Below are 21,060 nucleotides of genomic sequence, written 5' to 3' on the forward strand. Positions count from 1 at the left end.
ACCCGCGTGCCGTGAGCGACCCGCGCGCTGTGGGTGACCCCGGTGCCGTGACCGACCCGCGTGCGTCGGCCGGTGCCCCGCCGGTGCGGCCGCCGTCCCCGGACGAGCTGCTGGCTGCGCTCGACGCCGAGCAGCAGACCGTCGCCCGGACGCTGCTCGGCCCCGTCGCGGTGCTCGCCGGCGCGGGCACCGGCAAGACCCGGGCCATCACCCACCGCATCGCGTACGGGGTGGCGACGGGCACGTACTCGCCGAACCACGTCCTCGCGCTGACCTTCACGACCCGCGCGGCCGGCGAGCTGCGGTCACGGCTGCGCGCCCTCGGTGCCGGGACGGTCCAGGCGCGCACCTTCCACGCCGCGGCCATGGCGCAACTCAGCTACTTCTGGCCGGACACCGTCGGCGGACACGCGCCGCGGATCGTCGAGTCGAAGGGCCGGGTCATCGCACACGCCGCCGACACGGTCGGGATCCACGTCGACACCCCGGTGCTCCGGGACCTGGCCGCCGAGGTCGAGTGGCGCAAGGTGCAGATGCTCACGTACGACGAGTACGAGGCCGCCGCCGCCGACCGGGTGATGCCGCGCGACACCCCGCCCCGGCGCGTGGTCGACCTGATGAAGGCGTACGAGCAGCTCAAGGACGACCGCCGGCAGCTCGACTTCGAGGACGTCCTGCTCGCGACGCTCGGCATGGTCGAGTCCGAACCGCGGGTCGCCTCGTACGTCCGGCAGCAGTACCGGTTCTTCGTCGTGGACGAGTACCAGGACGTCTCACCGGTGCAGCACGACCTGCTCCGCGCGTGGCTCGGCGGCCGCGACGACGTGTGCGTGGTCGGCGACGCCAGCCAGACGATCTACTCCTTCGCGGGCGCATCGAGCCGGTACCTGTTGGGCTTCGGCTCGGAGTTCCCGCGCGGGTCCGTGCTGCGACTCGAGCGCAACTACCGGTCGACGCCCGAGGTCGTGCACGCCGCGAACACCCTGATGCGCGGGCAGCCCGGCGCGCTCGACCTCGTGGCGCAGTCCGCCGACCGGGGCACAGAGCCCGAGGTGCTGCCCTGCATGCACGACGGCGACGAAGCCCAGACCGTGGCCCGGCGCATCGGCGAACTCGTGGCGGCAGGAGCGGCGTACGGTGACTGCGCCGTGCTGTACCGCGTCGGGGCGCAGTCCGCCGCGCTGGAGTCGGCGCTCGGCCGTGCCGGCATCCCCTACCGCGTGCAGGGCGGCACGCGGTTCTTCGACCGGCCCGAGGTGAAGCTCGCGGTGCACCACATGCGCGGCGAGGCCGTGCGGCAGACCGACGACGAACTCACCCGTCGCGTCGGGCTCGTGCTGCAGCTGAGCGGCTGGAGCCCGACGCCGCCGGACGGCACCGGCGCGGTCCGCGACCAGTGGGAGGCGCTGCAGGCGATCATGGGCCTGGCCGAGGCCGCACCCGCCGGGACGACCATGCAGGAGTTCACGAAGGACCTGGTCGACCGCGCGGCGACCCACCACGAGCCGGAGCTCGACGCGGTCACCCTGGCCACGCTGCACTCGTCGAAGGGCCTGGAGTGGCCGCACGTCGTGGTCGTCGGCGCCGCCGAGGGCCTGCTGCCCATCTCGCACGCCACGACCGACGCCGAGGTCGACGAGGAACGCCGGCTGTTCTACGTCGGACTGACCCGCGCGCGCCGCTCGGTCACCGTCACGTGGTCACGGCAGGGTTCCACGCGCGGGGGTGCCCGGGCGCCGAGTCGGTTCCTGGCAGCGCTCGACACGCACACCTCGGGTGCGGTGCCACCGGTCGCAGGCTGACCGCGAGGTCGTCCCGGTCGAACACGACCTGGTCGGTCCCGGGCTGCTGCGTCCGCAGGGGCAGGCGCTGCACGAGCACCCGCACCGCGGCCGACGCGATCGCGGCGAGACGCCACGGCGACAGCGGGGCGGCAGGGCGGCCCCAGACCTGCGCGGCGAGCGTCGGCCACGCCGGGTCCTCGTCGACGCGGGCGTACTCGACGCACTGCAGGCACGGGCCATCGCCCGGGACGACCACCGGCCCGAGCCGGACCCGTCCGTCGCCGACGACGAGCGACAGGTGCGGGGTCCCTCGCCGCGCCCACGCCGACCGGAGCGCCGGGTCGACGACGTGGTCGGCGACGACCACCGCGATCGACGGCGGCGGGTCGGGCAGCACGATCGGTCCACCGCGGGGTGCGGCGGTCCGGGCGACGGTGACGCCCTCGCCCGAGAGCATGTCGGCGACCACGTCGGCGAGGGCCCCGTCCCCGTGCACCTCGACCCGGGCGAGCGGCTCGGGCAGGACGTCGACGACCGCGGGGGAGGCGTCGCCGAGCACGCGGGCAGCGACCTCGGGCCGGCACCCGGTCGTCGCGGCGAGGGCGGTCAGCGCGTCGCGGCTGGTCTCCCGCCGCAGCGCGCAGAGGAAGCGTTCCTCGGCCACGGTCGGCACGGGGACGACCGCACGCGGCGGGTCGACGCCGAGCTGGACGGTCCCCGGGTCACGCCAGACGAACTCGAGCGTGGGGTCGATGCGGATGCCCATGCACCCACCGTGACGCAGGTGACCGGCCCCGTGGGACCGGTCACCTGCGATCTGTGGAGAACTAGCGGGGCCCGGCACCGGGGGTGCCGTCGCCCGCAGCTCCGTCGTCCGCGGGGCCGTCGTCCGCGGGGCCGTCGCCCTCGTCCTCGATCCCGCCGTGCTCGTCCTCGCGCGGACGATCGCCGGAGGCGTCGTTGAGCAGGTCCTCGAGCGCCTTGTCGAACGCGTCGTCGTCGGCCGAGCGACCGGGGTTGCGCAGCCGCAGCACGAAGGCGTCCGGGTCGTCCACGTCCTCGGAGGTCGGTACGGCGTCGAAGTGCGACCAGAGCGCGTCGCGCTCCTCGGCGCCGAGCTCTTCGGTGACCCGCTGCCAGAGCGCCGCCGCCTCGCGCAGTCGGCGGGGACGGAGCTCGAGGCCGACGAGCGTGGCGAAGGCGGACTCCGCCGGGCCACCCGCCGCACGGCGACGGCGGACCATCTCGGCGATCGCGTCGGACTTCGGCAGCCGCACGGTCGCCGCTGCGGTGACCGTGTCGACCCAGCCCTCGACGAGTGCGAGCATGGTCTCGAGCCGGCCGAGCGCGGCCTCCTGCTCGGGCGTCCGCGGCGGGATGAGCGCACCGGACGCGAGCGCGTCCCGGAGCTGCTCCTGGTTCGTCGGGTCGATCTCCGACGCGAGCTCCTCGACACGGTCGAACGGGATGTGGATCCCGCGCGCGTAGTCGGTGATCGACGAGATGATGTGCAGTCGCAGCCACCGAGCCGACCGGAAGAGCCGGGCGTGCGCGAGCTCGCGCACGGCGAGGTAGATGCGGACCTCGTCCTCGGGGACGTCGAGCCCGTCCGCGAACTCGGCGACGTTCTGCGGCAGCAGCGCCGCGACCTGCTCATCGAGGAGCGGCACGCCGACGTCACCGCCCGAGACGACCTCCTTCGACAGCTGTCCGACGACCTGGCCGAGCTGGATGGCGAAGAGGGCGCCGCCGACGCCGCGCATCGCCTTCGAGACGTCGCCGAGCATGGCCTTCAGCTGCTCCGGCGCACGCTGCTCGATCGCCTCCGTCAGGGCGTTCGAGATGCTCAGCGCCACCGGCTCGGCGATCTGCGCCCACACCGGGGTCGTGGCCTTCGCCCACTGCTCGCGCGTGTAGAGGCTCGGTGTCGCCGTCAGCTCGGGGACGCCGGTGGCCTCGTCCAGCCACAGCGCGGCGACCTGGAAGGCCTGGTCGGAGGCCTGGGCGGTCGCGGGGTCCACCGGGTGGCCGCCGTCGCGGGCGATCGCGGTGGCCCGCTCGGACGCGACCGAGAAGTCGATGGCGTCCCCGCCCGACTGCGCCGCCCGCTGCAGCTGGCTCATCAGGTTCGCCACGAACGCCGGGTCGTTCGGCAGCCCGGCGGCGCCCGCGAGCTGCGACGGGTCGATCTGTCCCTCTCCGGAGAGCAGCTTGCGCAGCATCTCCTGGAAGTCGTCGTCCGGCCCCGGCTGCGGTTGATCAGGCATGACGACTACGCTAACCGCTGCTCACGGGGCCGCGCCTGGGATGCTCCCGAGGGGACACCAGGACCGCTGCGCCGAGGGCGAACAGCCCGCGAACACGCGGGCGAACCGCCCCGTGGAAGGACGTCCGTGACCCTCTTCGCCCCCGCGCCCCGCCGCCGCTCCCGTTCGCGCACGGTGGGTTGGGCGTTCGTCACCGGGGCCGTGGTGCTCGCGCTCCTGGCGAGCTTCCTGCCCAGCCCGTACCTGATCGAGGTGCCGGGCCCGGTCTACAACACGATCGGCACGCAGCGGCAGGGCCAGGGGAAGGACGCGAAGGACGTCGAGCTCATCCAGATCGACGGGGCGACGACCTACCCGACCTCCGGCGCCCTCGACATGCTCACCGTCGGCATCCAGGGGGACGCGACGAACCGACCGTCGTGGGGGAGCGTGATCCGTGCGCTGTTCTCGCGCTCGGAAGCGGTGATCCCGGCGAGCGCGATCTACCCCGAGGGCACCACCACCGAGCAGGTCAACCAGCAGGACGCCGCGGACATGCAGTCCTCGCAGCAGTCGGCGGTCGCCGCGGCGCTCATCCACCAGGGCGAGGAGCTCCCGACCCGGCTCGAGGTCGGCTCCGTGCAGCCCGGGTCCGCAGCGGACGGCACCATCCGGAAGGGCGACGTCATCACGGCGTTCGACGGTGAGCAGCTCACGACGAACGTCGACGCCGGCACCCTGCGCGCCGCCGTCGCGAAGCACGGCACCTCGTCGCCCGCGACCGTGACGATCGAGCGGGACGGCACGAGCCGCCAGGTCGAGGTCACCCCGCGCGAGGAGCAGGGCACCCCGCTCCTCGGGGTCGGTGTCACGGAGCGGTACGACTTCCCCTTCGAGGTGAAGATCGCGCTGCAGGACGTCGGCGGCCCTTCGGCCGGCATGATGTTCGCACTCGGGATCATCGACGAGCTGACGCCGGGGAAGCTCAACGGCGGGAAGCACGTGGCGGGGACCGGCACGATCACGGCCGACGGCGAGGTCGGTCCGATCGGTGGGATCCGGCAGAAGCTCTACGGCGCGAAGGCCGCCGGCGCGACCGTCTTCCTCGCGCCTGCCGACAACTGCGACGAGGTCGTCGGGCACGTCCCGGACGGGCTCGACGTCTACGAGGTCGCAACGCTCGACCAGGCCGTCACCGACCTGCAGACGATCGCATCGGGGAAGAGCACCGCCGGGCTCGCGCGCTGCGGCTCCTGACCCGGCCGCGCGCACGGCGTGACGTGCGCACACGACGCGGGCCGTGCCTCCAGGCTGACGGTCTGGAGGCACGGCCCGCCTTCCTGAGTCCCCGCACAGTTTCGCGGTCGGTCCGGACCAATAGGATCGGTGCACTGACGGCCCGCCGTGCCGGGCCCGCCGGTCCGACACGTCTGGAGCACATCAAGTGACGACAACCTCGTCCACCTCGGGCCCTGCTGGGCGGCGTTCGCCGCGGGTCCCGATCGTGGTCACGATCATCGTGCTGGCCGCACTGGTGATCGGCTTCTTCATCTTCGCCAGCCTGTACACCGACTACGCCTGGTTCGCGCAGCTCGGCTTCCAGCAGGTCCTCACCACACGCTGGATCGCGGGCACGCTCATGTTCGTGGCCGGGTTGCTCGGCATGGCGGTGCCGGTGTACGTGAGCATCGCGCTCGCGTTCCGGTTCCGGCCCGTCTACGCGAAGCTCAACTCGCAGCTCGACCGCTACCAGCAGGTCATCGAGCCGCTGCGCCGCGCGGTGATGATCGGCATCCCGGTCGTGCTCGGCCTGTTCGCCGGACTCGCCACCGCGGGGCGCTGGAGCATGGTGCTCGAGTACTTCAACCGGACGTCGTTCGGCAAGAAGGACCCGCAGTTCGGCCTCGACATCGGGTTCTACGTGTTCGAGCTGCCGTTCTGGCGCTCGATCGTGGCGTACTCGTCGGCGGTCGTGCTCATCGCCGGCATCGCCGCGCTCGCCGCGACCTACCTGTACGGCGCCCTGCGCTTCGGTGGGCGCGAGGTCCGCATCTCCAAGGCCGCTCGCATCCAGCTCGCCGTCACCGCGGCCGTCTACGTGGCACTGCAGGCCGTGAGCCTGTGGCTCGACCAGTACGCCGCACTGACGAAGGACAACCCGCTCATCACGGGTGCGCAGTACACCGACGTCAACGCCGTCATCCCGGGGCGCGAGATCATGGCCGGCATCGCGGCGATCGTCGCGGTCCTGTTCATCGTCACCGCGGTCATCGGCCGCTGGCGGATCTCGATCGTCGGTACCGGGCTCCTGCTCGTCGCGGCGATCGTCATCGGCGGGGTCTACCCCTGGATCATCCAGCGCATCCAGGTGAAGCCGTCGGAGCGCACGTACGAGTCCGCCTACATCGAGCGGAACATCAAGGCCACCCGCGACGCCTACGGCGTGAGCGGCGTCGAGGAGCAGAACTACGACGCGACGACCGAGGCGAGCTCGGGCGCCCTGGCACAGGACGCCCAGACCACCGCCAACATCCGCCTGATCGACCCGAAGATCGTCTCGGACACCTTCAGCCAGCTGCAGCAGTACCGGCAGTACTACCAGTTCCCGGACCAGCTGGACGTCGACCGCTACGACATCGACGGCCAGACCGAGGACACGGTCATCGCGGTCCGCGACATCGACCTCGCCGGCCTCAGCTCGCAGGCGAACACCCAGTACAACCGGACCTTCGTCTACACGCACGGCTTCGGCGTGACGGCGGCGTACGGCAACCAGCGCGCGAGCGACGGCAAGCCGGTGTTCCTCGAGTCGGGCATCCCGTCCAACGGCAAGCTCGGCAACTACCAGGAGCGCGTGTACTTCGGCGAGACCTCGCCGCCGTACTCGATCGTCGGTGGGCCGGAGGGCTCGAAGAACATCGAGCTCGATTACCCCGCCGGCTCGGACGACAGCGACGGCGGCAATGCGACGACGACGTACCAGGGCAACGGCGGGCCGAGCCTCGGCGGCTTCTTCAACCGCCTCGTCTACGCCGCGAAGTTCCAGTCCGAGCAGATCCTGCTGTCGGACGCCGTGAACCGCGACTCGCAGATCCTCTACGACCGCGACCCGATCCAGCGCGTGCAGAAGGTCGCCCCGTACCTGAAGCTCGACAGCGACGCGTACCCGGCGATCGTCGACCACCGCATCCAGTGGATCGTGGACGGCTACACGACGAGCGACGCGTACCCGTACTCGCAGAGCCAGAGCCTGTCGGACACCGTCGCGGGCACCGACTCGTCGGCGTTCAGCACCGACCAGGTGAACTACATGCGCAACTCGGTCAAGGCGACCGTCGACGCGTACACGGGCAAGGTGACGCTCTACGCCTGGGACACCCAGGACCCGGTGCTCAAGACGTGGCAGAAGATCTTCCCGTCGACGACCGAGCCGGTGTCGCAGATGAGCGCCGAGCTGCTCGACCACGTGCGCTACCCGACCGACCTGTTCAAGGTGCAGCGCGCGATCCTCGGCACGTACCACGTGACCAACGCGAACTCGTTCTACTCGGGTGACGACGCGTGGAACACGCCGCAGGAGACGACCACGGGCACGAACGACTCCGAGGCGAACTCCGACACGGTGTCGCAGACGACGACGAACGCGCTCGGCACCCGGACCACGCCGTCGCAGGGCAACCTGCAGGACCCGTACTACCTGACGATGAAGGTGCCGGGGCAGGACACCGCGTACTCGCTCTACACGACCTACATCCCGCAGCAGTCCGCGGGGGCGAACAACCGCAACGTGCTGACCGGCTACCTGGCGGTCGACTCCGACGCGGGCGGCGCCGGCAAGGGCGAGAAGGCGGCGAACTATGGCAAGCTCACGCTGCTGACGATGCCGAAGACCGACAACATCCCCGGTCCGGCGCAGGTGCAGAGCCTCTTCAACGGTGACACCACCGTGTCGCAGGAGCTGAACATCCTGAAGCGCGGCAACTCGACCGTGAAGCAGGGCAACCTGCTCACGCTGCCGGTCGGTGGCGGGTTCCTCTACGTGCAGCCGGTCTACGTCCAGTCCACTTCGAGTGGTTCGTACCCGCTGCTGCAGAAGGTGCTCGTGGCGTTCGGCGACAAGATCGCGTTCGAGGACACCCTCGACCAGGCCTTGAACGAGCTGTTCGACGGCAACTCCGGTGCCGCTGCCGGCGACCAGGGAGCTGCGGACGGGTCGGGCTCGTCGGGCTCCGGCTCCGACGCCTCGGGCTCGGGTTCGTCGGGCTCGGGTTCGTCGGGTTCGGACACGTCGGGTTCGGAACCGTCCGGTTCGGGTTCGTCGGGCGGCTCGGGCTCGGCGGCCGGTGGCTCGAGTGGCTCGTCGAGCGGTTCGGGGAACCAGGCGCTCGAGCAGGCGCTGGCCGAAGCCCGCAGTGCGCTGCAGGACCGCCAGCAGGCCTACGCCGAGAACGACCTGGTCGCCGCGGCCGAGGCGGACAAGCGCCTGCAGGACGCCATCGAGGCCGCGACCGAAGCCGAGAACGGCAACTGACACGCCGTGGCGGGGCACTCGATTTGTGCCCCGCCACGGGGGTGTGTAGGCTATTGGATGTGCCGCGGGGTGGAGCAGTTCGGTAGCTCGCTGGGCTCATAACCCAGAGGTCGTAGGTTCAAATCCTGCCCCCGCAACCAAGCGTCACCGCGAAGAAGGCCCCGGTCCTGTCGGACCGGGGCCTTCTTCGTTCGCCTGCACCAGGTCGAGTCGTGTCACTGAGTGTCGTGTGGTGTCGTTGCGTGGCTACGCTCGGAGCATGGCAACCCTCACCGTGGCCGCCGCCCAGTTCGCGCCCGTGGACGATGCCGCGGCCAACCTCCGGACGGTGCAGGCAGCCGCCGAGGACGCCGCGCGTCGCGGTGCCGACCTGCTCGTGACGCCTGAGTACACCTCGTACTTCACGGCAGCGATCGACGACCGATTCGTTGCCGCAGCGGAGCCGCTCGACGGTCCCTTCGTCAGCGGGCTGCGGGAGATCGCACGGCAGCACGCGATCGCACTCGTGGTCGGAGTAGCCGAGACCGCGGAGACGAGCGGGCGGTTCCGGAACACCCTGGTCGCGGTGCTGCCCGACGGGTCGATCGCCGCGACCTACCGGAAGGTGCACCTGTACGACGCGTTCGGCTCGAAGGAGTCCGACCGCATCGAGTCCGGCGCCGCTGACCAGCTGCCGGTCTTCGAGCTCGGCGGCCTCCGTGTCGGACTCGAGACCTGCTACGACCTGCGGTTCCCCGAGGTCACCCGGCGGCTCGCCGCACCGGAGGTCGGCGCAGCGGACGTCGTCGTGCTGCCGGCGGAGTGGGTGCGCGGTCCCGGGAAGGAACACCACTGGCGCACCCTGCTGACCGCCCGGGCGATCGAGAACACCGTCTGGGTCGTCGGGGTCGGACAGACCGGGTCGATCGGCATCGGCGACTCCGTGGTGATCGACCCGTCCGGGGTCGCGGTCGCCGCTGCCGGCGCGAGTGCCGGGACCGTCGTCGCGACGATCGACACTGCGACCACCGAGGCGGTCCGCGCGGTCAACCCGTCACTCGCGCTCCGTCGCTTCGACGTCCACCCGCGCTGAGCCGTCCCGGACGCGCCGTCCGGGTGCGCGGTCGTACCGCGGGAACTCGTCCGACTCCCCGAGCGGGCGGAACCGGCAGCGTGCCCGGACACCCCCGGAGCCGATTCCGCCCGCCCGCAGCACCTGGCGCGGCGCCCCGCGTGCCGCGAGCCGGGCGGGACTGACACCGAGCAGACGATCCGGGCCGGGCCGGGCCGGTCGGGCCGGGCCGGTCGGGACCGGACGAGGCGCGGCGGACGTCACCATGTGAGCGCGAGCGGGCGGAACCGGGTGGTGCTGGCGCTCGTCAGGTGCAGGGAACGCCCGCTCGGCGTGCCACTGGGGACGGTCCCGTGTGTGAGCGCGAGCGGGCGGGATCGGGTGGTGCTCGCACTCGTCAGGTGCAGGGAACGCCCGCTCGCCGTGCCACCGAGGGGACGATCGGCGGCCTGATACCTGCGCTGTCCCGAGCGGGCGGAACCTGCTCGGATCTCGGGCGACGGATGCAGCAAGGGCCCGCTCGATGAACCGGCGGTGCCTCCACGGCAGCATGTGCTGTGGAGCGACGATGCGAGCGGGCGGAACCGGGGCGCCTCAGGCTCGAGGGGCACGGAAACGGCCCGCTCGACGGGACGACGGACGAATGAAGGGACGGCGGGACGACGGGACGACGGACGAACGACGGCGGGACGGCGGGACGACGGATGGGATGACGGGCGCGCGGCGCGATGTCGGAACGGATTCGCGGGGGGACAGCGTCTCCGGTCAGCGGGGGGCGGCGAGGGCTGCGAGGCGCGAGGCGGCCTCGGACAGCACGTCCCGCCGCTTGCAGAAGGCGAAGCGCACGAGCGACCGGTAGCCCGCGGCTCGCTCGGGTCGGACGAACGCCGACACCGGGACGCCCACCACGCCGGAGAGCTCGGGGAGTCGGAGACAGAACTCGCGGGCATCGTCGTACCCGAGCGGCGCGGTGTCCGCGAGGACGAAGTAGCCGCCGTCCGGGCGCATCACGTCGAACCCGGCGGAACGGAGTCCGGCTGCGAGCAGGTCGTGCTTCTCGGAGAGGTCGCGGGCGATGCCGTGGAAGACCTCGTCGGGCAGTCGGAGTCCGGTCGCGACCGCGGGCTGGAACGGGGCACCGTTCACGAACGTCAGGTACTGCTTGACCGAGACCACGGCCTCGACGAGCGCGGGGGCAGCCGTGAGCCAGCCGATCTTCCAGCCGGTGGTGCTGAAGGTCTTGCCAGCACTCGAGATCGTGATCGTCCGGTCCGCGGCGCCGGGCAGGGTCGCGACGGGGACGTGCGGAGTGCCGAAGGTCAGGTGTTCGTAGACCTCGTCGGTGACGACGAGGGCGTCGTGGCGCTCGGCGAGCTCGAGCACGGTCGCCAGGACCTCGCGGGGGAGCACCCGGCCGGTGGGGTTGTGCGGCGTGTTCACGAGCACGATCCGCGTGCGGTCGGAGAAGGCGGCACGGAGGGTGTCCTCGTCCGGCAGGAAGTCCGGAGCGGTGAGGGAGACCGTCACGTGCGTGCCCCCGGCGAGGCGGATCAGCGCGCCGTAGGCGTCGTAGAAGGGCTCGAAGGTGACGACCTCGTCGCCCGGTTCGACGAACGCGAGCAGCGTCGCGGCGAGGGCCTCGGTGGCGCCGGCGGTGACGAGGACCTCACGGTCCGGGTCGACCGACAGGCCGTACCAGTGCGACTGGTGCTCCGCGATCGCATCGCGCAGCTCCGGGGCGCCGCGGCTGGGAGGGTACTGGTTCACGCCGCGGCGGATCGCCTCGACCGCGGCGTCGAGCACCTCGACCGGGCCGTCCTGGTCGGGGAACCCCTGGCCGAGGTTGATCGCTCCGGTGGCGGCAGCGAGTGCGCTCATCTCGGCGAAGACCGTCGGGGCGGGGACGCCGTCGGGGCCGAGCAGCATCGCCCCCTCGGCTGCGCGGAGCCAGGGTCCGGTGCGGTGCATGGTGGGTCCCTCCGGTGCGTCGGGCGCAGACGGACGCCCTGGAGGCCCCCAACCTAGTCGGACGGACCGGCTCGCTCGCTCCAGTGCGTCACGACGCGTCGCTCGACCGGGAGGACGCCCACAGGTCACGCATAAGATCGCCATAGGTCGCTTGCAGCCCCAGCAGGAGCACCGCACAGGTGGACGCGGAAGACTGCAGGAGCTTGAAAGGAGCACGTCCAGCATGACCGACACCACGCCTCACGGCCAGGGCGACGAGAACCGCCCCCAGGACACCGACCACCGGGCCGCAGCCGAGGACGCCTCGCGCGACACCTCCGGCGAGGGCACGTCGACGCAGGACGTCTCCGGACACCCCGCCGACCGGCACGCGGACCACGACCACACCGATGTGATCGACCATGCCCGGGCCGGCGAGACCGACGTCATCCCGACGGGGACCGACAACACGACGGACCGCTACACGGCGCCGTACCCGACCATCGACGGTGACAGCAGCGGGTCCGGGCAGAAGGCCAGCCCGTACGGCTCGGACAACGCGCACCACGCTCAGTCGACGACCGGCGCCTCCGGCCAGGGTCAGTACGGCCAGAGCCAGTACGGCCACGACCAGTACGGCCAGAGCCAGTACGGCCAGAGCCAGTACGGCCAGGACCAGAGCCAGTACGGTCAGAGCCAGTACGGCCAGAGCCAGTACGGCCAGGACAAGAGCCAGTACGGCCAGGACAAGAGCCAGTACGGCCAGGACCAGAGCCAGTACGGCCAGAGCCAGTACGGCCAGAACCAGAACCAGAGCCAGTACGGCCAGGACCAGAGCCAGTACGGCCAGAGCCAGTACGGCCAGAGCCAGTACGGCCAGAACCAGGACCAGTACGGCCAGGGCCAGTACGGCCGCCCCCGCTACGGCGAGTACGCCCAGGGGACGTCGCAGTACGGCAGCCAGCACGACTCGCAGTACGCCGCTCCGCAGAGCGCCTCCTACCCCGGCTCCGCCCAGGCGCCCTCGTCGGCCAGCGCCTTCGGCGACGTCGACGGCTCGAACCAGCGCAACGGCCACTACTTCGGCGGTGCCGCCGCCGGCGCAGCGACCGGGGCCGCAGCGGGCACTGCCACCAGCACGGACGGCAAGCAGGGCCGCAACAAGCTGGTCCTGCCGATCGTCGCGGGGCTCGTGCTCGCCGGCCTGGTCGGTGGCGGCGCGGGCTGGGCGGCGGGTGCGTCCCAGTCCGGCACGACCGTGATCGGCTCGGGCTCGTCGCAGAGCGGCGGGAACCTCACGGTCAACGACTACAACAACGCCACCGTCGTGACCGCCGTCGCCGCGCAGGCCACGCCGTCGGTCGTGACGATCAACGTGTCCTCCGGCTCCGCGGGCGGCACCGGTTCCGGCGTCTTCTTCACGAAGGACGGCTACATCGTCACGAACACCCACGTGGTGACCCTCGACGGTGACAGCTCGAACGGCACCATCACGGTCACGACGTCCGACGGCAGGATCTACCCGGCGAAGCTCGTCGGCACCGACCCGACGGTGGACCTCGCGGTGATCAAGATCGATGCGACCGGCACCAAGCCGATCTCGTTCGCGGACTCGTCCGACCTCAACGTCGGCGACACCGCGGTCGCGATCGGTGCACCGCTCGGCCTGTCGAACACCGTCACCGACGGCATCGTCTCGACCCTCAACCGCAGCATCCAGGTCGCCTCGAGCGCCCCGAACCAGGGCGGCGACTCGAACGAGGGCGGGAACGGCGACAGCCCCTTCGAGTTCCCGGGCAACGGAGGATCCTCCACCTCGACGACGGTCTCGCTGCCGGTGATCCAGACCGACGCGTCGATCAACCCCGGCAACTCGGGTGGCGCCCTGCTCGACTCGAAGGGCAAGTTGATCGGCATCAACGTCGCCATCGCGAGCGCCGGCAGCTCGCAGTCGTCGGACGCGCAGTCCGGCAGCATCGGAGTCGGGTTCGCCATCCCGTCGAACCTGGTGGAGCGTGTCGCGAACGAGATCCGCGAGAACGGCTCCGCCTCGCACGGCCTGCTCGGCGCCACGGTCGGTGACGCGTCCGAGGACGCGAACGCGACCCAGACGGGAGCGCTCATCAAGTCGGTGTCCTCCGGTGGAGCGGCAGCGGCCGCCGGCCTGGAGAAGGGCGACGTCGTGACGAAGATCGGGTCGGCCTCGGTGGCGGACGCCACCGACCTGACCGCGCAGGTCCGCTTCTTCGCCGGTGGTGCGAAGACGACGATCACCTACATCCGCGACGGTCAGACGCGCGAAGCCGACGTCACGCTCGGGACGTACAAGAGCTGACGCGACGACCGACGGACGGGAGGCGCGGTGCCGGCTGGTACCGCGCCTCCCGTCCGTCGTGTGGTGGTCACCCACCGACGGTCGCGTCCCGCGGTCCGGTCGCGACGCAGGTGGGCGCTCCTGCCGCTTGATAGGCTCATGGCTGCTCTCCGGGGCGGTGCCGGTCCTCGGTGCGCTCCGCGCATCAGCCACGACCCCGAGGACCGCATGCAGACAGACGGACAGCCCCTGCCGGGGGTCTCGTACGTGATGCCGGTGCTCAACGAGGTCACCGAGGTCCGCGCCGCGGTCGGGAGCCTGCTCGACCAGGACTACGAGGGGCCGTTCGAGGTCATCCTCGCGCTCGGTCCGTCCATCGACGGGACGAACGAGCTCGTGGCCGAGATGAGCGCCGCCGATCCGAGGGTCCGGGCCATCGACAACCCCGTCGGGTCCACGCCCGCCGGGCTGAACGTCGCCATCCGCGCATCGGTGCACCCGATCGTGATCCGTGTCGACGCCCACTCGGTGCTGCCGTCCGACTACACGCGGATCGCCGTGCGGGTGCTGCTCGAGTCCGGCGCGGACAACGTCGGCGGGATCATGCACGCCGAGGGACGGACGCCGTTCGAGCGGGCCGTCGCGCACGCCTACGGCAGCCGGGTCGGCCTCGGCGGGACCCCGCACCACGTCGGCGGCAAGGCCGGACCGGCCGAGACCGCGTACCTCGGCGTGTTCCGACGCGACCGGCTCTTCGAGGTCGGGCTGTTCGACGAGGGCATCAAGCGCGGCCAGGACTGGGAACTCAACCGACGGCTGCGCCAGACCGGCGGCACGGTGTGGTTCACCCCGGAACTCGTCGTCACGTACCGCCCGCGCCCGAGCCTGCGACGACTCGTCCGGCAGTTCGTCGCGACGGGTCTGTGGCGCGGCGAGCTCGCGCGACGGTTCCCCGCGAACAACGGCCTGCGCTACTTCGTCCCGCCAGCGATGGTCGCGGCGATGGCGCTCGGGATCGTCGCGGGCATCGTCGGGATCGTCGGGGCCGCGCTCGGCTCCCCGGTCGCCTGGGCGACCCTCGGCTTCGTCGTGCCCGCGGTCTACCTGCTCTTCGTCGTGCTCGGTGCCCTCGCCGTGGCGCGGCGCTCCGGCCTGCCCACCATGCTGTGGCTGATCGTGGTGCTGCCGTGCATCCACGTCGGCTGGGGCATCGGCTTCATCATCGGGTTCCTGACCCGGACCTCCGAACTGACAACGCACACGGGACGGTGACCTGACCCCTTGACCGACGACACCACCGGCCGCGGCGCGACCCGTCCGGCCTCGATCGCCGATCTCCGCGCGGTCGCCCAACCCGACGAGGTCCGCTCCCGCGCGAACGCCGAGCACTGGACCGCGTCGCTCTACCTGCGTGACGTCTCGCCCTACCTGACCTGGCTGCTGCTGAAGACACGCGTGTCGGCGAACCAGGTGACCGGCCTGATGATCCTGGTCGGGTGGAGCGTCGCCGCGGCCCTGTTGATCCCCGGCATCTGGGGTGCGCTGCTCGCGCTCGTGCTCGGTCAGCTGCAGATGCTCGTCGACTGCTGCGACGGTGAGGTTGCTCGCTGGCGCGGTACCCGCTCGCCCGCCGGGGTGTTCCTCGACAAGGTCGGGCACTACACGACCGAGGGGCTCATCCCGATCGCCCTCGGGATCCGCGCCGCGACCTGGCCGATCCACGGCGCAGACTGGATGTGGACGACGATCGGGTGCGCGCTCGGCCTGGTGATCGTGCTCAACAAGGCGCTCAACGACATGGTCCACGTCGCCCGGGCCAACGCCGGCCTCGAGAAGCTCGTCGACCGTCGCGACGCGGGTACCGCCCCGTCCGGTCGACGCCTCGCGACGCTCCGCCGTGCGGCGCGCTTCCTGCCGTTCCACCGCCTGTACCACTCGGTCGAGCTCACGATCCTGGCGTTCGTGTTCGCGCTCGTCGGGCTCGTGGTCGGCGACCCGCTCGCGGACCGGATCCTGGTCGGGGTGCTGCTGCCGCTCGCGGTCCTGGCCACGGCCGGTCACTTCGTCGCCATCATCTCGTCGAAGCGGGTCCGTGCATGACCGGATCGACCCCGGACCTGCCGCAGGGGCAGCGGGCGGACGTGACACCGGGTACCCGGCGTCGGGACGCTCCGCCGCACCGGGAGCGACCGCGCATCGCCGTGGTGAGCCTGAGCCAGGGCACCCGGCCGGACGAGTTGCGCGGAGGACTGGCCAGCGTGCTCGCGCAGCAGGACGTCGAGCTCGACGTGGTGTGCGTCGGCAACGGCTGGGAGCCGTCGGGGCTGCCGGAGGGCGTCCGTGCGCTCGCCCTGCCGGAGAACCTCGGGATCCCCGCCGGTCGGAACGCCGGGGCCGAGGTCGTCGACGGCGATCACGTGTTCTTCCTCGACGACGACGCGTCGATCCCGTCGCCGACCTTCCTGCGCGACGCCGTGGCGCTGCTCGACGGCGACCCGTCGCTCGGGCTGGTGCAGCCGCGGGTGGTCGACCCGACCGGTTCCGCGAACCCCCGCCGCTGGGTACCGCGGATCCGCAAGGGCTCCGCAACCGACTCGTCGCCGGTGTTCTCGGTGTGGGAGGGCGCCGTGCTCCTGCCGATGGACGTCTACCGTGCCGTCGGCGGCTGGGGAGCGCCGTACTTCTACGCGCACGAGGGCATCGAGCTCGCGTGGCGCGTCTGGGACGCCGGTCGACGTGCCTGGTACGCCGGGGACCTCGTCGCGCACCACCCCGCGATCGATCCCGCGCGGCACGCCGAGTACGTCCACCTGAACGCGCGCAACCGCGTGTTCCTGGCCCGGCGCAACCTGCCGGTCGCACTGCGTCCGCTCTACGTCGGGTCGTGGGCGGCGATCCAGGTCGCCCGCTGGTGGCGGCACCCGCTGCGCCTGCGGACCTGGTTCGGCGGCGTCCGCGAGGGATGGACGGCGGACTGCGGACCGTCGCGGCCCATGGGCTGGTTGACGATCGCCCGGATGACGCTCGCCGGTCGCCCGCCCGTCGTCTGACCCAGCCCCACCCCGGACCAGGACCGCCGTGACCGGCGTCGGTGGCGCGACGTCCGACGTCGTTCCCGCCGACGAACGCGCCACCGAACAGTCCGTCCAACAACCGCCCGTAGCCTGAGGACCACCATGCCGATCACCAAGGACGTCCGGACCGCCGTCCGTCTCGCCCGCCGCCTGCTGCGTTCGCGCCGGAACCGTCGAGAGCTCGCCCGTCGTCTGCCCGAGGCACCGCGGCTGGCGCCGCGGTCGATCGAGGTCGCGGTCTACTTCGCGGACGCCGCGGTCAACATGTACCAGCTCCGTCAGTGGTACGCGCCGCTGGCGGAACTCGCCCGCGAGCACCCCGTCGCGATCATCTCGCGCAGCCCCGGGACGATGACGACGCTGCTCGACGAGTCGCCCGTCCCCGCGGTGTACGCCCGTCAGGTCGTCGACCTCGAGCGCTTCGTCGAGGAGCAGGCACCGAAGATCGTCCTGTACGTCAACCAGAACGCCCGCAACTTCCAGATGATGCGGTACGGGCGGATGTGGCACGTTTTCGTCAACCACGGCGAGAGCGACAAGATGTACATGACGACGAACCAGTTCAAGGCGTACGACTACGCCCTGATCGCGGGCGATGCCGCACGCGACCGCCTTCGTGCTGCGCTGTGGGACTACGACGTCGACCGTCGCACGATCGCCATCGGCCGTCCGCAGGCAGACCACTTCGCCGGCGCGGTGCCGTACCCGCAGGACGACCGCACCGTGGTGCTGTACGCGCCGACGTGGGAGGGCGACCGAGCCGCGGCCGCCTACGGCTCGATCGCGTCGCACGGTGTCGTCCTGGCCGAGCGTCTGCTCGCCACGGGGCGGCACCGGTTGGTGTACCGGCCGCACCCCCGGAGCGGTGTGCTCGACCAGGACTACCGGTCGGCGCACGATCGCATCGTCGCCGCCATCGCCGCCGCGAACGCCGCGGACCCGTCTGCCCACCACGTGTACGACGACGGGCCGCAGCTCGGTTGGCAGCTCGCGGACGCCGACGTCGCGGTGACCGACATCAGCGCGATGATCTACGACCGGCTGGCCGTCGGCAAGCCCCTCATCGTGACGCGTCCGGCAGCGTCCGGTGCGGACGTGGACGAACGCGGCTACCTCGGCGACGCGAACTGGCTGCTCGCCGAGGACGCCGCCGACGTCGTCGCGCGGGTGGACGCCGCGGCGAACGACGCCGACGAGCTCGCGAAGCTCCGGCACTGGGTGCAGCGGTACTTCGGCGACACCACCCCGGGCGTCGCGACGAGCCGACTGCACGCCGCCGTGGACCGACTCGTGGCGCGCTGGCACGAGGTCGCCGCGGAGCGCGGCGACGCCTGACCCGGCGGGCAGCGTCACGAGGCGAGCCCCACGAGGCGGTCGCCGACCAGGGACATCCGCCACAGGTACTCCGACCGGTCCGGGCGCCGCCACCGGACGACCACGATGCCGGTCTGCTCGGGATCGGCGCCGAACACCGCGATCGACAGGGACCGCCCCGGGTCGAGACGGTTCACCGCGAGCGGCGGACAGTAGCCGCTGCCGAGGTGCGTGAACGAGATCGCGTGCAGCGGCTCGGTGCCGGTGTTCACCAGGTCGTAGCGACGTGGTGCCCCGGAGCGGTCGACGGTGAACGGGACTGCGTATGCCGTGGGTGGGTGGTGCATGCGGGTCACGCTAGGGGGAGGGGCCGACGTCGGGGCCTCGGGGGAGCGGTGCGGGGCACCTGCTTGTGGAGGAGCGGACAGCGGGCCCCTGGTGTGGAGGAGAGGGCTCAGGCCCCGTGGTCCGCCTCGTACTGCGCCAGCGCCGCCTCGATCGTGTCGTCGAGCTGCAGTCGCCCCTCGTCGAGGTAGAGCCCCCGGTCGCAGAACCGGCGCAGGTCCTTGTCGCTGTGCGAGACGAAGAACAGCGTCCGGCCGCCGGCCAGCAGTTCCTCGATGCGCTTGTAGCACTTCTCGCGGAAGCTCTTGTCACCCACCGCCAGCACCTCGTCGACCAGGATGACGGGTTCGTCCAACCGGGAGATCACGGCGAAGGCGATGCGCACCTTCATGCCGCTCGACAGGTGCTTGTACGGGGTGTCGACGAAGTCCCCGATCTCCGCGAAGTCGATGATCTCGTCGAACGCGTCACGGATCTCCGACCGGGACATCCCGTGCAGACCCGCTGTCAGGTAGACGTTGTCCCGGACCGTCAGGTCGCCGACGAAGCCGCCCGTGATCTCGATGAGCGGTGCGACCCCGGCGTTCACGCGGACGCGGCCCTCGTCCGGCAGCATGACCTGTGCGACGAGCTTGAGCAGTGTGGACTTGCCCTGGCCGTTGCGCCCGACGACCCCGATCGCCTCGCCCGGCCGGACGTCGAAGGACACGTGCCGCAGCGCCCAGAACTCGTCCGCGCGCTTCCGCCGGTTGCTGCCCGCGAACAGGTCCTTGAAGCTCCGGCTCGCCCGGCGGTTGCGCTTGAAGCGGATGCCGGCGTCACGAACCGAGATCACGGGGGTAACGGTCGTCGACGGCGCGGTGGAGTCGGTGGCGGTCATCACAGCTCCTTCAGGACGCGGTGCTCGCTCCGGCGGAACACGACCAGCCCGACCCCGAGCACCACGGCGGTGACGAGGACCGAGACGGCGACCTCTCGCCAGTCGAGCTGACCGGGGAAGAACGCGGCGCGGTAGATGCCGAAGATGCCGCTGAGCGGGTTCAGCGCGGCGATGTCGTGCAGCCGTTCGGGTAGTGCCTGCGTGCCGTAGATGATCGGCGAGGCGTAGAAGAGGAACCGCAGCACGAGCTTCACGGCGCGTTCCAGGTCGCGGAAGAAGACCACCAGCGGCGCGACGATCAGGCCGAGTCCGTAGACCAGCGCCCCTTGCAGCACGATGGCCAGGGGGTAGAGCGCCAGTTCCCAGTGCAGGTGCGCGCCGGTGGCGATCGCGAACACCGCGAGCACCGGCAGGCTCAACAGGAACTCGATGCCCTTCGACGCGTTGACCCGGGCGACCCAGATGCTCCGCGGGATCGTGGTCGACCGGATCAGCTTCGCTTCCTTGGTGAAGGCGCGCGTGGAGTCCGACACCGCCCCGGTGAACCACATCCACGGCAGGAGCGCCGACAGCAGGAAGACGATGTACGGTTCCTCACCCACCGATCCGCGGTGGAAGACCTGGGTGAAGACGAACCAGTAGATCGCCGACATCACCAGCGGGTCGAGGATCGACCACAGGTACCCGAGCGCGGACGTCGAGTACCGGACGCGCAGGTCGCGCACCGTCAGCAACCAGAGCGCCTGGCGGTAGCGTCGACCGGCGCTCCGGGGCGCCGTCGATGCGGTCGTCGCGGGCGCGGTCGGCGCACTCGCTGTGGTCACGGCTTCCCTCCGGGCGGAACCGCCGAGGGGTCCTGACGGTGGTTCAGGCGAACAGGTCGTTCGCGCGCTCGAGGTCCTCGGCGAAGTCGATCTCGACCGCGTACAGGTCGGAGATGTCGATCGGCGACCAGCGTAGCCCGTCCTCGGCGATGGCAGCCTCGATGCCGCCCTCGAAGTACTCCTGGTCGTCGACGCGGCCGAGCTGACGGATGAGCGCCTGCTTGTCCCGCGAGGAGACGTAGTTGATGCCGACGGCCTCGCCCAGGCCACCCACGACTCGCTTCGAGAGCTCCTTGATGCAGCCCTGGGCGTCGACCGTGTACTTGACCTCTTCGTCGGACACCTTCTCGGTGTTGACGCTGACGAAGGACCGGTCCTGGTCCATCATGTCGGCGGCGCGGACGAGGGCGCGCGGGTCGAAGACGACGTCGCCGTTCATCCAGAGGACGCCGCTCTTGCCGGTGGCCTTCAGCGCGCGGAGCAGGCTCTTCGAGGTGTTCGTGGAGTCGTAGGACTCGTTGTAGACGAAGTTCGCCTCGGGGAACGCCTCGACGATGTACTCGGACTTGTAGCCGACGACGATCGTGACGCGCGCGCTGGAGCCGAACGCTGCGCGGATGTTGTCGAACTGCTGCTGCATGATGGTGCGGCCGTCGCTGAGTTCGGTGAGCGGCTTCGGCAGGCTGCGGCCGAGCCGGCTGCCCATCCCCGCTGCGAGGATGACGATCTGCGTGGTCATGCTGGTCCCTT

The 21,060-nt window shown here is 71.2% G+C and carries 16 protein-coding genes and 1 tRNA gene; 10 read left to right on the plus strand and 7 right to left on the minus strand.

Translation table 11 applies throughout. From position 1 onward, the window contains the following. The first annotated feature begins 11 nt into the window (after positions 1-11). Positions 12-1,802, plus strand: a complete 1,791-nt coding sequence (locus tag C1N91_RS04200) for an ATP-dependent helicase (RefSeq protein ID WP_254678340.1) — start codon at positions 12-14, stop codon at positions 1,800-1,802. Here C1N91_RS04200 and C1N91_RS04205 read toward each other — a convergent pair. After that, on the minus strand, positions 1,693-2,550 hold the full coding sequence (locus C1N91_RS04205) for a TOMM precursor leader peptide-binding protein (protein WP_137766734.1): 858 nt from the start codon (positions 2,548-2,550) through the stop codon (positions 1,693-1,695). The genes C1N91_RS04200 and C1N91_RS04205 overlap by 110 nt on opposite strands. A gap of 61 nt (positions 2,551-2,611) precedes the next feature. Further along, on the minus strand, positions 2,612-4,051 hold the full coding sequence (locus C1N91_RS04210; protein ID WP_137766735.1) for a zinc-dependent metalloprotease: 1,440 nt from the start codon (positions 4,049-4,051) through the stop codon (positions 2,612-2,614). A gap of 126 nt (positions 4,052-4,177) precedes the next feature. Here C1N91_RS04210 and C1N91_RS04215 point away from each other — a divergent pair, with 126 nt between their 5' ends. The 4 genes from C1N91_RS04215 to C1N91_RS04230 all read left to right on the plus strand — a co-directional run bounded on the left by C1N91_RS04215 (position 4,178) and on the right by C1N91_RS04230 (position 9,633). Then, positions 4,178-5,287, plus strand: coding sequence for a YlbL family protein (locus C1N91_RS04215; protein ID WP_137766736.1), 1,110 nt, complete (start codon positions 4,178-4,180; stop codon positions 5,285-5,287). 247 nt (positions 5,288-5,534) lie between these two features. Continuing rightward, positions 5,535-8,561: a UPF0182 family membrane protein gene (locus C1N91_RS04220; protein ID WP_175415907.1), complete on the plus strand. Its 3,027-nt coding sequence runs from the start codon at positions 5,535-5,537 to the stop codon at positions 8,559-8,561. Between the two features lie 63 nt (positions 8,562-8,624). Continuing rightward, a tRNA-Met gene (locus C1N91_RS04225) sits at positions 8,625-8,701 on the plus strand. Between the two features lie 119 nt (positions 8,702-8,820). Beyond that, positions 8,821-9,633 (plus strand): carbon-nitrogen hydrolase family protein, encoded by an 813-nt coding sequence (locus C1N91_RS04230; RefSeq protein ID WP_137766737.1) that lies wholly within the window; start codon positions 8,821-8,823, stop codon positions 9,631-9,633. A 744-nt stretch (positions 9,634-10,377) separates the two neighbouring features. On the opposite strand, the gene C1N91_RS04235 is transcribed toward C1N91_RS04230, so the two are convergent. After that, positions 10,378-11,580, minus strand: coding sequence for an aminotransferase class I/II-fold pyridoxal phosphate-dependent enzyme (locus C1N91_RS04235; protein WP_137766738.1), 1,203 nt, complete (start codon positions 11,578-11,580; stop codon positions 10,378-10,380). Positions 11,581-11,803: 223 nt separating this feature from the next. Here C1N91_RS04235 and C1N91_RS16850 point away from each other — a divergent pair, with 223 nt between their 5' ends. From C1N91_RS16850 to C1N91_RS04260, 5 genes are all read left to right on the plus strand, one after another. Next, positions 11,804-13,894, plus strand: coding sequence for a S1C family serine protease (locus tag C1N91_RS16850; protein WP_217496462.1), 2,091 nt, complete (start codon positions 11,804-11,806; stop codon positions 13,892-13,894). 207 nt (positions 13,895-14,101) lie between these two features. After that, positions 14,102-15,145: a glycosyltransferase family 2 protein gene (locus tag C1N91_RS04245; RefSeq protein ID WP_137766739.1), complete on the plus strand. Its 1,044-nt coding sequence runs from the start codon at positions 14,102-14,104 to the stop codon at positions 15,143-15,145. Between the two features lie 9 nt (positions 15,146-15,154). Next, positions 15,155-15,973: a CDP-alcohol phosphatidyltransferase family protein gene (locus tag C1N91_RS04250; protein ID WP_137766740.1), complete on the plus strand. Its 819-nt coding sequence runs from the start codon at positions 15,155-15,157 to the stop codon at positions 15,971-15,973. After that, positions 15,970-16,923: a glycosyltransferase family 2 protein gene (locus C1N91_RS04255; protein ID WP_137766741.1), complete on the plus strand. Its 954-nt coding sequence runs from the start codon at positions 15,970-15,972 to the stop codon at positions 16,921-16,923. The genes C1N91_RS04250 and C1N91_RS04255 overlap by 4 nt, the downstream gene beginning before the upstream one ends. A 126-nt stretch (positions 16,924-17,049) precedes the next feature. Then, positions 17,050-18,282 (plus strand): CDP-glycerol glycerophosphotransferase family protein, encoded by a 1,233-nt coding sequence (locus C1N91_RS04260; protein ID WP_137766742.1) that lies wholly within the window; start codon positions 17,050-17,052, stop codon positions 18,280-18,282. Between the two features lie 14 nt (positions 18,283-18,296). Here C1N91_RS04260 and C1N91_RS04265 read toward each other — a convergent pair whose 3' ends face one another. From C1N91_RS04265 to C1N91_RS04280, 4 genes are all read right to left on the minus strand, one after another. Then, positions 18,297-18,608, minus strand: coding sequence for a hypothetical protein (locus C1N91_RS04265; RefSeq protein ID WP_137766743.1), 312 nt, complete (start codon positions 18,606-18,608; stop codon positions 18,297-18,299). A 107-nt stretch (positions 18,609-18,715) separates the two neighbouring features. After that, positions 18,716-19,486, minus strand: coding sequence for an ABC transporter ATP-binding protein (locus C1N91_RS04270; protein WP_137766744.1), 771 nt, complete (start codon positions 19,484-19,486; stop codon positions 18,716-18,718). Then, positions 19,486-20,310, minus strand: a complete 825-nt coding sequence (locus C1N91_RS04275; RefSeq protein WP_137766745.1) for an ABC transporter permease — start codon at positions 20,308-20,310, stop codon at positions 19,486-19,488. The genes C1N91_RS04270 and C1N91_RS04275 overlap by 1 nt, the downstream gene beginning before the upstream one ends. Positions 20,311-20,353: 43 nt before the next feature. Then, positions 20,354-21,049, minus strand: coding sequence for a phosphocholine cytidylyltransferase family protein (locus tag C1N91_RS04280; RefSeq protein ID WP_058728890.1), 696 nt, complete (start codon positions 21,047-21,049; stop codon positions 20,354-20,356). Between the last annotated feature and the right edge of the window lie 11 nt (positions 21,050-21,060).

The sequence above is a fragment of the Curtobacterium sp. SGAir0471 genome, from assembly GCF_005490985.1.
Classification (GTDB): domain Bacteria; phylum Actinomycetota; class Actinomycetes; order Actinomycetales; family Microbacteriaceae; genus Curtobacterium.

What these genes read in the sequence shown, in the direction of transcription:
- C1N91_RS04205 (WP_137766734.1), bottom strand. Translation starts at nt 2,550, where the DNA reads ATGGGCATCCGCATCGACCCCACGCTCGAGTTCGTCTGGCGTGACCCG.
- C1N91_RS04210 (WP_137766735.1), bottom strand. Translation starts at nt 4,051, where the DNA reads ATGCCTGATCAACCGCAGCCGGGGCCGGACGACGACTTCCAGGAGATG.
- C1N91_RS04230 (WP_137766737.1), top strand. Translation starts at nt 8,821, where the DNA reads ATGGCAACCCTCACCGTGGCCGCCGCCCAGTTCGCGCCCGTGGACGAT.
- C1N91_RS04235 (WP_137766738.1), bottom strand. Translation starts at nt 11,580, where the DNA reads ATGCACCGCACCGGACCCTGGCTCCGCGCAGCCGAGGGGGCGATGCTG.
- C1N91_RS16850 (WP_217496462.1), top strand. Translation starts at nt 11,804, where the DNA reads ATGACCGACACCACGCCTCACGGCCAGGGCGACGAGAACCGCCCCCAG.
- C1N91_RS04245 (WP_137766739.1), top strand. Translation starts at nt 14,102, where the DNA reads ATGCAGACAGACGGACAGCCCCTGCCGGGGGTCTCGTACGTGATGCCG.
- C1N91_RS04255 (WP_137766741.1), top strand. Translation starts at nt 15,970, where the DNA reads ATGACCGGATCGACCCCGGACCTGCCGCAGGGGCAGCGGGCGGACGTG.
- C1N91_RS04260 (WP_137766742.1), top strand. Translation starts at nt 17,050, where the DNA reads ATGCCGATCACCAAGGACGTCCGGACCGCCGTCCGTCTCGCCCGCCGC.
- C1N91_RS04265 (WP_137766743.1), bottom strand. Translation starts at nt 18,608, where the DNA reads ATGCACCACCCACCCACGGCATACGCAGTCCCGTTCACCGTCGACCGC.
- C1N91_RS04270 (WP_137766744.1), bottom strand. Translation starts at nt 19,486, where the DNA reads ATGACCGCCACCGACTCCACCGCGCCGTCGACGACCGTTACCCCCGTG.
- C1N91_RS04280 (WP_058728890.1), bottom strand. Translation starts at nt 21,049, where the DNA reads ATGACCACGCAGATCGTCATCCTCGCAGCGGGGATGGGCAGCCGGCTC.